The following is a 14,149-nucleotide window of genomic DNA, read 5'->3' on the forward strand; positions in this document are numbered from 1 at the left end:
TCTGGCGGATGATCTGTTGCTCGTGGGGGTGGGAGCGGCGGAGGGGGCGGGGAAGCCGGTGCCGGTGGTGCGGTGGGCGCCGGTGTCGCGGGCGGCGCGTGGGTCGCGGCGGGTGCCGGTGGGGTGGCCGAGGGTCGCGTGGCGGCTGAGGGTGGTGTGACGGTGGGTGGCCGTGCCCGGAGGGCCGCCGGGGCGGCGCGGGCCGTAGACCCGTACCCGCAGCAGGGCGAGGACGGCGGCCAGCACCGCGCCCGCCGCCCACAGCGCGCCCGTCGGCGCGAGCCACCCCGTGTGCACCAGCACCCCGACCAGCACCGTCGCGAAGGCGGCGGCGCCGAGCACTACGGTCGCACCCGGCGGGGTGAGGCCGAGGCGGCGCAGCCGGTGCGCGAGATGGTCGGGGCCGCGGCGCCTGAGCGGCCGCCCGGCCAGCCGCCGGGACAGGACCACCAGCACCGCGTCGGCGCTCGCCAGGGCGGTGAGGCCGAAGAGCACGGCGGCGGTGGGGCCGGCGTCGTAACCCGTGCGGACCAGGACGGCCGAGGCGGCGAGCACGAAGCCGGTGAACAGGGAGCCGCAGGCGCCGAAGGCGATCCGCGCGGGATGCCAGTTGTGCATCAGGAAACCGGTGAGGGCGGCGGCCAGGATGCTGAGCAGCACCGCGAGGTCGTCCATCATCTCGGCCGCCGCGCAGGCTCCCGCGCCGAACGCGGTCAGCACGCCGACGGTGCCGGCGAGCCCGTCGGCGTGGTCGAGCCCGCGGAAGGCGGCGGCGACGCAGGCGATCCAGGCGACGGCGGCGAGCCCCGCGGGCAGCCCGGTCTCGTCGTACGGCACCACGAAGGCCGCCGCGACGGCCGCGCCCACCAGCAGGATGCGGTTGCTGAGCCGCCACACGTCGGCGACCAGCCCGAGGACGGCGACCCCGGCGCCGGCGGCGAGCAGCCGGCCCACCCCGTCGCCGAGCGGCGCCGCGCCGGTCCAGCCGCCCGCGGCGGCGACCAGGCAGGTGCTGGCCACCACGGCCACGCCGCCGAGCAACGGCACCGGCCGCACCCGCCGCCGGTCGACCAGCCCGAGGCGCAGCGCGGGCGCCCTGAACAGGGCCGAGAGCACGGCGGCCAGGAGCAGGGCGGTGGTGGCGGTGGCGATCCCGTAGAGCACGGTTCTTAAATTAGGGGTATATCGGGCGATTGGGTGTGAATAACACGATCGGAACAGAGTTCGGTGCGGATTCGTACGCGTTCGCACGCCCGCACGCGGCGGGTCCGGCGGAAGAGCGGCACATCAGGTGACCCTCAGCGACCCAGATCACCCCGCGCCCGGCTACATTGCGACGGAGGATGGGGGTAGTCTCAGACGGACTACATAAGTTACCGCTTAGTAATTTCGAGGCCGCCTCACAGGAGCCCCAATGCAACTCGCCGCGATCATCGTGTCGCTGGTCCTGATCGTGGTCGGCGTGGCACTGTTCGGCCGCGCCGTCTGGCAGATCTACCGGTATCTGCGGCTCGGCCAGTCCGTGCCCGCCGGCACCCGGACCGACGAACCCGTGCAGCGCACCGTCACCGTGGTCAAGGAGTTCCTCGGCCACACCCGGATGAACCGCTGGGGCGTCGTGGGCGTGGCGCACTGGTTCGTGGCGGTGGGCTTCTTCACCCTGCTGCTGACGATCGTCAACGCCATCGGACAGCTGTTCAAGGCCGACTGGATCCTGCCGATCATCGGCGAGTGGGCGCCGTACAACGTCTACGTCGAGTTCATCGGCACCATGACGGTCATCGGCATCCTGGTCCTCATCGCGATCCGGCAGCTGAGCCACCCGCGCGTCCCGGGCCGCAAGTCCCGCTTCGCCGGCTCCAACTTCGGCCAGGCCTACTTCGTCGAGACGGTCATCCTCGTCGTCGGCGTCTGCATCTTCATGCTGCACGCCCTGGAGGGCGCCCAGCACCACGTGGCCGAGTACGAGGCGTCGTTCTTCCTCTCCTACCCGGTGGTCTCCTGGCTGCGGGGCATGGACGTCTCCACGCTCCAGAACCTCACCTACTTCTTCGCCGGCCTGAAGATCGCGACCTCCTTCATCTGGATGATCACGGTCGCCCTCAAGACGGACATGGGTGTGGCCTGGCACCGCTTCCTGGCCTTCCCGAACATCTGGTTCAAGCGGGAGGCGGACGGCGGCACTGCCCTCGGCGCGCTCCAGCCCATGACCTCCGGCGGCAAGGCGATCGACTTCACCGACCCGGGCGAGGACGACGTCTTCGGCGTCTCCCAGGTCGAGCAGTTCTCCTGGAAGGGCCTGCTGGACTTCTCCACCTGCACCGAATGCGGCCGCTGCCAGTCGCAGTGCCCCGCGTGGAACACCGGCAAGCCCCTCTCCCCCAAGCTCCTGATCATGTCGCTGCGCGACCACGCGCACGCCAAGGCCCCCTACCTGCTGGCCGGCGGCGGCAAGACCATGGAGGGCGAGGAGAAGGCGTCCGAGGAGCAGCTGGCCGGCGTGCCCGCCGCCGCCCTCGCCGAGGCCGAACGCCCGCTGATCGGGACCGCCGAGGAGAACGGCGTCATCGACCCCGACGTCCTGTGGTCCTGCACCACCTGCGGCGCGTGCGTCGAGCAGTGCCCGGTGGACATCGAGCACGTCGACCACATCGTGGACATGCGCCGCTACCAGGTCATGATCGAGTCCGCGTTCCCGTCCGAGGCGGGCACGATGCTCAAGAACCTGGAGAAGAAGGGCAACCCCTGGGGCCTGGCCAAGAAGCAGCGCCTGGAGTGGACCAAGGAGGTCGACTTCGAGGTCCCGGTCGTCGGCAAGGACATCGAGGACCTCAGCGAGGTCGAGTACCTGTACTGGGTCGGCTGCGCCGGAGCCCTGGAGGACCGCGCGAAGAAGACCACGAAGGCCTTCGCCGAGCTGCTGCACATCGCGGGCGTGAAGTTCGCGATCATGGGCGGCGACGAGAAGTGCACCGGCGACTCCGCCCGCCGCCTGGGCAACGAGCCCCTGTTCCAGGAACTCGGCATGGAGAACGTCATGTCCCTCAACGCCGCCTTCGGCGAGGAGATGGACGACGACGGCAAGGTCACGCCCGAGTCGAAGAAGCCCACATCGGCGAAGAAGATCGTCGCGACCTGCCCGCACTGCCTCAACACCATCGGCAACGAGTACCCGCAGCTCGGCGGCGACTACGAGGTCATCCACCACACCCAGCTGCTCCAGCACCTGGTGGACGAGGGCAGGCTCGTGCCGGTCACCCCGGTCGAGGGCATCATCACCTACCACGACCCGTGCTACCTGGGCCGCCACAACAAGATCTACACCCCGCCGCGGGAGATCATCGGCAAGGTCCCGGGCCTGCGCAACGAGGAGATGCACCGCCACAAGGAGCGCGGCTTCTGCTGCGGCGCCGGCGGCGCCCGGATGTGGATGGAGGAGCGGATCGGCAAGCGCATCAACAACGAGCGCGTCGACGAAGCCCTGTCCCTGAACCCGGACATCGTCTCCACCGCCTGCCCGTTCTGCCTGGTCATGCTCACCGACTCGGTCAACGGCAAGAAGAACGACGGCAAGGCCAAGGAGTCCATCCAGGTCGTGGACGTCGCCCAGCTGCTGCTGGACTCGGTCAAGACCCCGGTGGACGAGCCCCCGGCGGGCGCGGCGGACAGCGAGACCGCCCCGGAGCCGCAGCCGGTGAAGTGACGGCGCCTCGCGCGTGAACGACGCCCCCGGCCCGCAGGACTTCCTGCGGGCCGGGGGCGTCCTCGTGTACCCGGTGGCACCGGACGCGGCGGGCGCGTACCCGGTGGTCGCGGCTAGGCGCCCTTGGGGGCCGCCTGCTGGACCACCTCGAAGGACCAGAGGGTGGAGCCGGTGGCCGCGGGCCGCTGCGGCTGTCCGCCGCCCTCCCCGCCGCCGTGGTGCGCGGCCTTCATCGGCCCCTCCATCCAGGCCTGGAAGGAATCCTCGTCCCGCCAGCGGGTGTAGACGAGGTAGGTGTCCGTCCCCTCGACGGGACGCAGCAGCTCGAACCACTCGAACCCGTCGGAGCTCTCCACGGCGTGCGCGCGGGAGGCGAAGCGCTTCTCCAGCGTCTCCCGCTGCTCGGCCGGCACGGTCAGTACATTGATCTTGACTACGCTCATGCTCCCCATCCTGCCCGCTGTCCGCCGCGCTGTCCGGCAGGTGCGGCAGTGGCGTAAGGGAGGCGTGGGGGGCGGCGTACCGGAAGCGTGGGGGTGGCGTCCGGGAGGCCCCTTAGGGGATGTCACAGCTCGGCCGCAAAGCCGGGCGTGAACCCCCGGCCCAGGCACGTCACTCCGCGCGACCGGGTACGTTCGAGGGCGTGGCTGGATTCAGGAACGGACGCGGCGGACGGGACGACCGTGCCCCGCAAGCGCGCCCCCAACAACCCCCGTACGGGCAGCAGAGCCCCCCGGGCTCTCCGTCGTACGGCTATCCGCCGGCGTCGTCGCAGCCGTACCCGCAGCAGCAACCGCAGTACGGCCGGCCGCGCTACGCGGGCGGCGGACCGGGAGCGGGCCAGGGCGGCGGCGCCGGCGGCTGGCCCCCGGTGAACGGCGGACCCGCCGGACACGGCGGCCAGGGCGGCTACGGCGGTCACGGCGAACCGGAGTACTTCGGCGACGGCGGCGCGCACCCGCACGGCGGCGCCGACCCGTACGCGGCCGACAACCCGGGGCACACCCAGGCGTTCGCGATCGGCGAGGACCCGTACTCGCAGGGCGAGACCTACCAGGCGGGCTCGGCCCCGGCCGGCCCGATCGGCCCCCGGCTGCACTGGAAGGACCTGCTGCGCGGCATCGTCCTGTCCCCGCAGCAGACGTTCCTCCAGATGCGCGACTACACGATGTGGGGCCCAGCCCTCATCGTGACGTTCGTCTACGGCCTGCTGGCGGTCTTCGGCTTCGACGGCGCCCGCAAGGACGCGATCAACGCCACCCTGTCCAACGCCATCCCGATCGTCCTGATCACCGCCGTGGCGATGATGATCAGCGCCTTCGTCCTGGGCGTGGTCACCCACACCCTGGCCCGCCAGCTCGGCGGCGACGGCGCCTGGCAGCCCACGGTCGGCCTCTCCATGCTGATCATGTCCCTCACGGACGCGCCGCGCCTGATCGTGGCGATGTTCGCGGGCGGCGACGCCGGCTTCGTCCAGGTGCTCGGCTGGGCCACGTGGGTGGCGGGCGGCGTCCTGCTGACGCTGATGGTGAGCAAGTCGCACGACCTGCCGTGGCCGAAGGCGCTGGGGGCGTCGGCGATCCAGCTGATCGCGCTGCTGTCGATCGTGAAGCTGGGAACGTTCTAGAGGTTCGACGGACATGCGGAAGGGGGTCGGCTACCGCCGGCCCCCTTCCGCATGCCGGGGGCCCCCGCCGCTCAGGCGTCGAGCACCTGCCCCGCCCGCTTGACCAGGGGCGGCTCGACGGCCAGGCTGACTTGACTCCGTGACGGTAGTAGTCTGACGCCTGCTCTGGAGGCAGGGGAGGCCCGGACGTGGCACGCAGGGTGGGGATCTACACCCGCATCTCGCGGGACGACGAAGGCGAAGCGCTCGGCGTCGCACGACAGCAACAGGACTGCGAGCGTCTGGCGGACCTCCGATCCTGGCAGGCCGTGAAGGTCTACGAGGACAACGACGTGTCCGCGTTCAAGCGCCACGTCGTGCGCGAAGAGTTCGAATTGATGCTGACGGATCTGCGAGCCGGCCTGATCGACGGCATCGTGGCGTACGACCTTGACCGGCTCGCAAGACAGCCGCGCGACCTGGAACGGCTCATCGAGATCTATGACGAGCGCCCGCGCCTGGAGTTCGCCACTGTCACGAACGACATCAACATCGGAACGCCGGACGGCCGCACGATGGCGCGCATCATGGTCGCGTTCGCCAACAAGTCGTCGCACGACGCCTCACGCCGCATCCAGCGCAAGCACCTGGAGCTGGCCCAGCAGGGCAAGGACAGCGGCGGACCGGCACCGTACGGATGGCGGAAGGACGACCGGACCAAGGTCGACCCGGACGCGGCCAAGGCCATCCGCGAGGCACAGCGGGAGATCCTGGCCGGCGTCCGCATCGGAACCATCCGGACCAGGTGGCAGGAACAGGGCTTGGGCAACCCGAGGGCAGGCACGAAGCGCATGGCCCACCACCACGTCGAGCACATCCTGACGAACCCGCGTTTGGTCGGATACCGGACCTACCACGGCGAGATCCTGCACGGAGAAGACGGTCGGCCCGTCATGGGCGAGTGGGAGCCGATCAACGCCCTTGAGGAGTGGGAGGCGGTGTGCGCGGCGGTCGCCGAGCGCAAGCGGAAGCACCCTGGCAAGACGCTCGCCCGGAAGTACCTGCTCTCAGGGATCGCCCGTTGCGGACTGTGCAAGGCCAAGATCCGAGGCCAGATCAACCAGAGGTGGCAACCGGGCTCAAAGGCTGCACGCTTCACCTATCAGTGCTCCGTGGTGAACGGCGGTTGCGGCAAGGTCGGACGCGTGGGTGACCCGGTCGACAGACTGATAGCTCAACTTGTTCTTGAGGAACAACGCGCGCGAGCCGCAGTAACTGCCGTACCTGTCGACCAACGATGGTCGAGGGAGGCGGAGTTGGAGCAGGTCAATGAAGACATTGCCCAGCTCGTCGCGGCCGAGAGGTCGAAGCAGATCACCGTGATCACACTCTTGCAGCTCTTGCCCCCCAAGGAGCGAGAGCGCGACGAGCTGAAGTTGGAGCGAGCCCGCTTCTACAAGGAGCAGAAGCAGGCAGAGGCCAAGAACGACACGACAAACGTGACCGTCGATGAGTTCTTGGCTCTGCCCGTCGAACGCCAACAAGAGATCGTGTTGCACAGCCTCTCCGCTGTGATCATCCATCCGGCCGGCCGAGGGCGACGCAAGTTCGACCCCAGCCTGATCGAACCAGTCTGGCGCTGACGATCAGAGCCGCCCCTGCAACACGAGCGCCCGGCGTACCCACTCCTCGTCACGCTCAGGGGCTCGACGCAGATGCATTTGGATCCACTCGTCTGCACTCATGACCTTGGGCTTCCCCGTGTCCTTCCTGCGGTTGGAGCAGGTGGTACGGCGATCGCGGCCGGGGTCGCTGGGTACTTCTCACGTTCTGTTACGCGCCTTCAACTGGCTGCTCAGCAAGCTCAGGCAGAAAGGCAGATACGAGCGGATCACGTCTCGCAACTACGGGAACCACGCAGGCAGGCCTATGCGGCCTTTTCAGCCGAGATTTCAACCAAGCTAGAAGCTTTGTGGTGGATCAAAGAGGCACTCGCCGCTTCGCCGCCGCGTTGGGACGAAGCCTCTGGGCACACCGAGCCCTGGCAAGTCGGAGAGAGCGAAGCCTATGAGCGAGTCCTCATGGAGGGTCCTGAAGACGTTGCGCATGCGGCAGCAGGACTCGGGGCCGCTACGGAGCACGCGGGAGGGCTGGCGCTTGGACTGATCGCGCGTGGACCCGATGAACCAGTCCCTGACCATGAAGCGGCTATTGCCGCGATCGAGGAGGCAATAACTGCAGCCAAGGCGGCCCGCCGAACGTTCCGCCTCGCAGCGATGGACGTGATCCGAGCGGATGGGCGGCAGCCAGAAGACGTTGAGGCGAGGCTGCGGTTCCAGAGGCGCGGTGCTGATCGCTGACCTGGTAGCTGGGCGGTCTGTGGGCCGCAAGCCCGGAGATCTGGCATTTGTCAAGGTCACCGGTTAGCGCTGACACCAACACCTGACACCAACAGCAGCGAACAGCAGCGGTCAGCCAGGTACATCCAAGGACTGCGGAGCGAGGCACACAGCGATTGGGCTGATCCGAAGGCGCCGCGTGATCGACCTGATAAGGATGAGGCCAGAAACCCAAAGATCCCCGGTCATCAGGCCGGGGATCTTTGCAGAGCAGCAGGTCAGAGCGCTTCCTTGTTCTCCTTGGGTGCCTCACCCGACTTATGTACTGGAGGCAACACACTCCAGGGGAAGTTGATCCAGTCGTCCGTGCGCTTCCAGACGTACTCGCACTTCACCAGCGAGTGGGACTTCTCGTAGATGACGGCGCTGCGCACCTCGGCGACGGTGTCCAGGCAGAAGTCCCGGACCAGCTTGAGGGTCTTGCCGGTGTCGGCGACGTCGTCGGTGATCAGGACCTTCTTGTCGGAGAAGTCGATCACGTTCGGGACGGGCGCGAGCATCACGGGCATCTCCAGCGTCGTGCCGACGCCGGTGTAGAACTCCACGTTCACGAGGTGGATGTTCTTGCAGTCCAGGGCGTAGGCGAGGCCGCCGGCGACGAAGACGCCGCCGCGCGCGATGCTGAGGACGATGTCGGGCTCGTAGCCGTCGTCGGCGATGGTCTGCGCGAGTTCGCGCACCGCGGCGCCGAACCGCTCGTAGGTGAGGTTCTCTCGTACGTCGCTCATGTCGGTGGTGCCCCTCAGACCTGGGTCCGGTGGAAGTTGAGATAGGACCGCGAGGCGGTGGGCCCACGCTGCCCCTGGTAACGGGAGCCGTAGCGCTCGCTGCCGTACGGCGCCTCGGCGGGCGAGCTGAGCCGGAACATGCACAGCTGGCCGATCTTCATGCCCGGCCAGAGCTTGATCGGCAGGGTGGCGAGGTTCGACAGTTCGAGGGTGACGTGCCCGGAGAAACCGGGGTCGATGAAGCCGGCGGTGGAGTGCGTGACGAGCCCGAGCCGCCCGAGCGAGCTCTTGCCCTCGAGCCGGGAGGCAAGGTCGTCGGGGAGGGTGATGACCTCGTAGGTGCTGGCGAGAACGAACTCGCCGGGATGCAGGATGAACGGTTCGTCGCCGTCCGGCTCCACGAGCCGGGTGAGATCCGCCTGCTCGACCGAGGGGTCGATGTGCGGGTAGCGGTGGTTCTCGAACACCCGGAAGTAGCGGTCGAGGCGCACGTCGATGCTGGACGGCTGCACCATGGAGTGGTCGAAGGGATCGATCCGTACCCGCCCGGATTCGATCTCGGCCCGGATGTCCTTGTCTGAGAGAAGCACGCCCCGAGGATACGCAAGGCGCGCGGAGCCCCCACAATCAGGACGACTCCACGCGCTGCGATCTTCGGCTGTCGCAGCTGTCGGGCGGTTCCCCGCCGCTGCTCCCTACCGCTTCTCCAGGGTCACGGGCACCGCGCTGCGGAGGCGGGCACACCGAGGACACCTCACGAGCCGGCCGGGTCCGAGCCGCTCGGCCTGCTGCATCGGGAACGAAGCGGTGCTGAACACGTGCCCTTCGGCACAACGGACGACGGTGCGCTCCATCAAGCCCTCAAGTCCCTTCCCCAGAACCCCGCCCGGCCTTCTGCCGCCGGGCGGCAAAAGCACACAGTACGGGATCAAAGAGACGGTCCTCCAGGCAGCACTCCACTCCGTTGGGCAACGCCCCGTCGGCCGCCCACGTTACGCCCCAACTCGCCCCGCCCGCACTGCGGATGCCCTCCCGGCGACCCCTGAAACGCACGTCGGCCCCACGGCTTGGACACCGGGGGCCAGGGATGAGGTACAGTGAGCGAGCGCCGCAGATCGACTCGGTCGGCGGATGACGCGGGTGTAGTTTAATGGTAGAACATCAGCTTCCCAAGCTGAGAGCGCGAGTTCGATTCTCGTCACCCGCTCCATAGCCAAGGTCCAGGTCAGCGACTTGGACCTTTTTGCTGTGCGATGCCCTCACTGGCCGCGTGCCAGATGCGTGCCAGAAGGCTCGTCGGGCACCCGCTCGACCGCGGCACTCAAGGACCATCCGGACGAACGAGCCGCGCGGACCAGCAAAGCTACAGTTCCCTTCTCCGAGTTCGCCCGACGACTGTACGGCTCAGGGCGTCAGGCATATCTGTCGTTCGATGCCGGCCCCAGAAGCTTGCGGATCGTCCCGCACCTCGACGGTGACGACAGCTGGGGCATCGGCAGCATGGTGATCTTCTGCTTCGACCTCACCATGGCGGTCGTCGCCCACAGACACGGACGGGGCCCGGACTTCCTCGTCCACGACAGCTGCGACGACGCCCACCCGACTGGCTGAAGCCTCCCGGTGGTTGGCTGGTCTTTTGCTGACAGGAGGCACTCCCGAGTCCCCGAGTCAGCAGCGTGCCCGTAGCGTGCCCTCAAGACCGGTGCACCACGGTCAACAGCGGTGCGACACCACACGTCCGGACGCTACTCCAAGGCACATATCCCCAGTCAGAGCTGCCCTGCTGCACAAGCGCCATCACTTCCCGAGCTGTTCTCGCGCACGCGTGCTTTCCCACACGGTGTGCCCCTGGACGAGGGTGATCCGCCCTCGTCCAGGGGCACGGTCCGGCAGTGGAGGCTCAGTGCGCGGCGCGGCGGGCCAGCGCCCCGCGCGAGCGGGTCACCAGCGCGGCCAGCAGGGTGGCTCCGAGGGGCACGGCGACCAGGAGGGCGGCGAGTGTCTCCCAGGGGACGACGATCGGCACGTGCGGCGCGGTGTCACCGACGTCTGCCCACCCCTGGTCGAGAGCCTCCTGGTAGGAGCGCATCTGTTCGCGCCCCTCGGTGAGCCGCAGCCCGACCGCGGGCAGGACACCGGCCGCCGAGCCGAGGACCACACCCATCGCGGCGACCACACCGCACTGGAAGCCGCTGAGCATGCGGCGCACCCGGGGCGGGGCGCCGACCGCGGCGAGCGTCTTGAGATCGGCCTCCGCGTCGGCCTGGGCGAGACCGGTGGCTATGCCGGCCGCACCGATGGTGACCAGGCCGGCGAAGACGGTCAGCGCGAGCAGGACGAGGTCGTTCTCGTCGACCCAGCCCTGCTCCACGGTCAGCTCGACGTTGCTGCCGAGCTTGGCGATCTCGGCTTCGAGCTTCTGCCGCTGCTCGGTGCTGGGCATCCGGTCGGTGCTGAAGAAGGCGCCGAGGGGGACGGTGATCAGTCCGGCGGCCTTGGCGGCGGCGGGGCTGAGCACGCTCTGCACTCCGTAGGAGTCGGGCGAGCCGGGCACCTGGTAGGCGGGGAACGACTTCACCTCGCCCGGGATCGGCTTGTGCTGCTCGTGGGCGCGGTCGGCGGCCTCCGGGTCGGTGATCAGCTTGATGCCGACGACGCCGTTCTTGTCGACCTGGGGCTTGTGGAAGCTGACGAGCTTTCCGTCGGCGAGGGCCTTCGCCGCGCCCGGGTCGTCGATGCCGAGGACCTTCAGCAGCGGGGCGTCGGCGATGAGGAGACCGTTGTCGACGTGGATGCCGTGTCCGTCGCGCGAGCGGCAGCGCCAGTCCTTGGTGAGCGCGCGCCGCTGCTCGTCGGTGTACTTCTCCGCCGGGTCGGAGCCGTCGGGGGTGCTGGCCCACAGCGGGCACTCGTTGGCCTTCGGGGTGACGACCTCGTAGTAGCCACAGCCCTCGCCCTCGCCGTACGGGCCGCAGCCCGGCTTGCCGACGGCGATCCGGGACACGTCGGCGCGGACGTCGACGGGCAGCGTCCGCTGCACGGCGTCGCGGACCGCGGGGACGTCCCGGCCTCCCTCCTCGGTGACGAGCGCGGCGCCGGCCCCGTACGGCAGGCTGGGCCGGTACTCGGCCAGACTCTGGGCGTCTCGGCTCGCGGCGTACGTCGAGACGGCGACGGTGCCCGCGACGGCGGCCAGGACGGCGGCGACAGCGGGTGCCGTGCGGCCCCGGTTGCGGACGGCGTCCCGCAGGGCGAGGCGCGGCGAGAGCGGCAGCCAGCGGCCGGCCCGGCCGAACAGGCCGACCAGGGCGGGCGTCATGGCGACCACACCCAGCTCGGCGACAGCCGAGCCGCCCGAGACCAGGACGGACTGGTCGGAGACGACCGAGCCGTACAGGGCGACGGCCGCGCCGAGCAGGACAGCGCCGAAGCCGATCAGCGGCAGCACGCGGTTGCTGCGGCGCACGCCGCGACGGCCGGTGAGGGAGGCCAGGACGGTCTGCCGGGAGGCGGTGACGGCCGGGATGATCGCGGAGAGCAGGCCGGTGAGGACGGCGAGCGCGGCGATGGCGAGCAGTTCCAGCGGTCTGACGGTGAAGCCGCCGAACCGCTGCCCCATGTGGTCCTCGAGGAGCGGCCGGAGGGCGAAGGTCAGGATCAGGGCGAGGAGAATGCCGACCAGGGCCGCCGCGACGCCGATGACCAGGCCGCCGCTCAGCACGATGGCCCGGATGTGGCTGCGGGCACCGCCGTTGGCGCCGACCAGGCCGAGCTGGCGGCGGGAACGACGGGCGCCGACGGCGAAGGCGGGACCGGCGAGCAGGCAGATCTCCAGCATCGCCAGGCCGACGACCGTACCCACGGCGGCGAGCGCGGCGGCGTCAGTGGCCCCGCTGTCCTCGTAGGTGGCCCAGCCTTTCTGCTGGTAGAGCGGCACGTCGGAGTCGGCGGGCGGGTCGAGGGCCACGACGCGCGAGGTGACCAGGACACCCTTGGCGTTGATCGCCTGGACCGTGTTCCACGTGAAACCACCGGCCTTCTTCACCAGGTAGCTGGTGGAGATGTTGGGCTTCGGCAGCCCGGCCTTCTCGACCGCCTTGGCGTACGGCGCCAGGAAGGCCCCCGGCAGGGCGTTGACCTGCTCCGCCGTGAGGTCGCTGGGCAACTCGTACGAGCCGCTGATCACATAGGTGCGATCGAAGCCGCGGGCGGTGAGGGTGGAGCCGACGGACAGCCCGCTGCTCTCCAGGAACCGGGTGGTCGCGGCTATCTCGTCGTTCTTCTCGGGGAAGCGGCCCTCCTGCAGCCGCATGATGCCCCGGGCGACGGGGTCGGCGGCGGCCAGCTCGCGGACCTCGGTCTGGAGCAGACCGTGAGTGGTGGTCAGCTTGGCGGTGCCGTTGCTGTCGGTCAGCACCTTCGAACCGGTTGGGATGGTCTTGGTGACATCTGTCGGGCCCTCGGGCCAGGACTTGCCCGGCGAGTCGTAGTCCCCGGCCGGGGTGTTCCTCTCGCCCTCGGGGTCCTGCAGGATGGCCGCGCCGCCCGTCTGGGCGTCGGAGAAGCGAGCGTCGGCGGCGCCCAGGGTGCGCGCCATCCGCTGCGCGGGGGTGAGTTCGGCGCTGCGCACGGTCAGGTCCAGGGCGCTCACGCCCAGGATCGGCAGCGCGATCATGGCGAGGACGAGGAAGCTGCGGCCCTTGGAGCGCCAGGCATCACGACGGGCGATGCGGACCGCGGCCCGCCAGGAGTGGAACCAGGTCGTCACCGCTGGGCCGCCCGGCCGGTCAGCAGCGAGTCGGCGTCGCTGCGCAGGGTCTGGTCGACGACGGCGCCGTCCCGCAGGAAGACGACCCGGTCGGCCCAGGCGGCGAACCGCGGCTCGTGGGTGACCATGATGCCGGCGGCTCCGGCGTCGCAGCGGGAGCGCAGCAAGGACAGCACGGACTCGCCGGTCTCGGAGTCGAGGGCGCCGGTGGGCTCGTCGGCGAGGACGAGCCGGCGGTCGCCGACGAGGGCGCGGGCGATGGCCACGCGCTGCTGCTGGCCGCCGGACATCTCGTCGGGGAACCGGTCGGCGAGTTGACCGAGGTCCATCTCGGCGAGGGCGGCGAGGGCCTCGGTGCGGGCCTTGCGGGCCGATATGCCGTCCAGTTCGCGGGGCAGGGCCACGTTCTCGGCGGCGGTGAGGGCCGGGATGAGGTTGTAGTCCTGGAAGACGTAGCCGATGCTGCGGCGGCGCAGGGCGGCGAGCCCCTTGATGCCGAGGGCGGTGATGTCGGTGCCCTCGACGAAGACCTGCCCGGAGGTGGGGTTGTCGAGGCCGCCGGCGATGGTGAGCAGGGTGGATTTGCCGGAGCCCGACGGGCCCATGACGGCGACGAGTTCACCTGGGTGGACGTCGAGGTCGATGCCGCGCAGGGCGTGCACCTCGGTGGCGCCGGAGCCGTGGACGCGGGTCAGGTTCCGCAGACTCAGCACGGGCTGCTGCTGTTGTGTGGACATGGTTTCCCCTCGGGCGTACGCCGCCGAACGGCCGGACGTCGGTGCGACGGACGGACGGTCCTTGGCAGCGCCGTGCCTACGGTATGGATCTGGTCGGGTGGTTCGGAGTCTTCAGGTGCTCCGAATGGGTCGGGTCGAGCCGGTGGACTCGGTCGGCCCTGTGAGGCCGGTCGTTCGGGCGCTCAGGACCGGTCGTGAAGGTCGGACG

Annotated in this window: 9 protein-coding genes, 1 tRNA gene and 1 pseudogene; 5 read left to right on the forward strand and 6 right to left on the reverse strand. The window is 69.6% G+C overall.

The annotated features are described in order from the left end of the window. Positions 1 to 195: 195 nt before the first annotated feature. Positions 196 to 1,164 (reverse strand): annotated as a pseudogene (locus AB0N63_RS03055) (MraY family glycosyltransferase); the annotation flags it as partial. Positions 1,165 to 1,414: 250 nt separating this feature from the next. Here AB0N63_RS03055 and AB0N63_RS03060 point away from each other — a divergent pair. Next, positions 1,415 to 3,703 carry a (Fe-S)-binding protein gene (locus AB0N63_RS03060; RefSeq protein ID WP_365523284.1) on the forward strand — a complete coding sequence of 763 codons (2,289 nt, stop codon included), beginning with the start codon at positions 1,415 to 1,417 and terminating at the stop codon, positions 3,701 to 3,703. Positions 3,704 to 3,816: 113 nt separating this feature from the next. On the opposite strand, the gene AB0N63_RS03065 is transcribed toward AB0N63_RS03060, so the two are convergent. Further along, complete coding sequence (locus tag AB0N63_RS03065; RefSeq protein WP_365523287.1) at positions 3,817 to 4,146, reverse strand: antibiotic biosynthesis monooxygenase; 330 nt, start codon at positions 4,144 to 4,146, stop codon at positions 3,817 to 3,819. A 119-nt stretch (positions 4,147 to 4,265) separates the two neighbouring features. On the opposite strand from AB0N63_RS03065, the gene AB0N63_RS03070 reads away from it, so the two are divergent. Both AB0N63_RS03070 and AB0N63_RS03075 read left to right on the forward strand, forming a co-directional pair. Then, positions 4,266 to 5,330: a Yip1 family protein gene (locus AB0N63_RS03070; protein ID WP_365523290.1), complete on the forward strand. Its 1,065-nt coding sequence runs from the start codon at positions 4,266 to 4,268 to the stop codon at positions 5,328 to 5,330. Between the two features lie 188 nt (positions 5,331 to 5,518). Further along, positions 5,519 to 6,952, forward strand: coding sequence for a recombinase family protein (locus AB0N63_RS03075; protein WP_365523293.1), 1,434 nt, complete (start codon positions 5,519 to 5,521; stop codon positions 6,950 to 6,952). A gap of 974 nt (positions 6,953 to 7,926) precedes the next feature. On the opposite strand, the gene AB0N63_RS03080 is transcribed toward AB0N63_RS03075, so the two are convergent. Together AB0N63_RS03080 and dcd are read right to left on the reverse strand one after the other, a co-directional pair. Continuing rightward, on the reverse strand, positions 7,927 to 8,436 hold the full coding sequence (locus AB0N63_RS03080) for a phosphoribosyltransferase (protein WP_365523296.1): 510 nt from the start codon (positions 8,434 to 8,436) through the stop codon (positions 7,927 to 7,929). A gap of 14 nt (positions 8,437 to 8,450) precedes the next feature. After that, positions 8,451 to 9,026 (reverse strand): dCTP deaminase, encoded by a 576-nt coding sequence (dcd, locus tag AB0N63_RS03085; RefSeq protein WP_365523299.1) that lies wholly within the window; start codon positions 9,024 to 9,026, stop codon positions 8,451 to 8,453. Between the two features lie 546 nt (positions 9,027 to 9,572). Here dcd and AB0N63_RS03090 point away from each other — a divergent pair. Together AB0N63_RS03090 and AB0N63_RS03095 are read left to right on the forward strand one after the other, a co-directional pair. Next, positions 9,573 to 9,646, forward strand: a tRNA-Gly gene (locus AB0N63_RS03090). A 71-nt stretch (positions 9,647 to 9,717) separates the two neighbouring features. Then, positions 9,718 to 10,047, forward strand: coding sequence for a DUF2326 domain-containing protein (locus AB0N63_RS03095; RefSeq protein ID WP_365523302.1), 330 nt, complete (start codon positions 9,718 to 9,720; stop codon positions 10,045 to 10,047). A gap of 289 nt (positions 10,048 to 10,336) precedes the next feature. Here AB0N63_RS03095 and AB0N63_RS03100 read toward each other — a convergent pair whose 3' ends face one another. Further along, positions 10,337 to 13,204, reverse strand: coding sequence for an ABC transporter permease (locus AB0N63_RS03100; protein ID WP_365523305.1), 2,868 nt, complete (start codon positions 13,202 to 13,204; stop codon positions 10,337 to 10,339). Beyond that, entirely contained in the window at positions 13,201 to 13,941 is a 741-nt protein-coding gene (locus AB0N63_RS03105) for an ABC transporter ATP-binding protein (protein ID WP_365523308.1), read from the reverse strand. The genes AB0N63_RS03100 and AB0N63_RS03105 overlap by 4 nt, the downstream gene beginning before the upstream one ends. Between the last annotated feature and the right edge of the window lie 208 nt (positions 13,942 to 14,149).

It is taken from the genome of Streptomyces sp. NPDC093260 (assembly GCF_040683715.1).
Lineage (GTDB): Bacteria > Actinomycetota > Actinomycetes > Streptomycetales > Streptomycetaceae > Streptomyces > Streptomyces sennicomposti.

Excerpts from the sequence above, each read along its gene's own strand:
- AB0N63_RS03070 (WP_365523290.1), top strand. The coding sequence starts at position 4,266 with ATGTCACAGCTCGGCCGCAAAGCCGGGCGTGAACCCCCGGCCCAGGCA.
- AB0N63_RS03065 (WP_365523287.1), bottom strand. The coding sequence starts at position 4,146 with ATGAGCGTAGTCAAGATCAATGTACTGACCGTGCCGGCCGAGCAGCGG.
- AB0N63_RS03105 (WP_365523308.1), bottom strand. The coding sequence starts at position 13,941 with ATGTCCACACAACAGCAGCAGCCCGTGCTGAGTCTGCGGAACCTGACC.
- AB0N63_RS03080 (WP_365523296.1), bottom strand. The coding sequence starts at position 8,436 with ATGAGCGACGTACGAGAGAACCTCACCTACGAGCGGTTCGGCGCCGCG.
- AB0N63_RS03060 (WP_365523284.1), top strand. The coding sequence starts at position 1,415 with ATGCAACTCGCCGCGATCATCGTGTCGCTGGTCCTGATCGTGGTCGGC.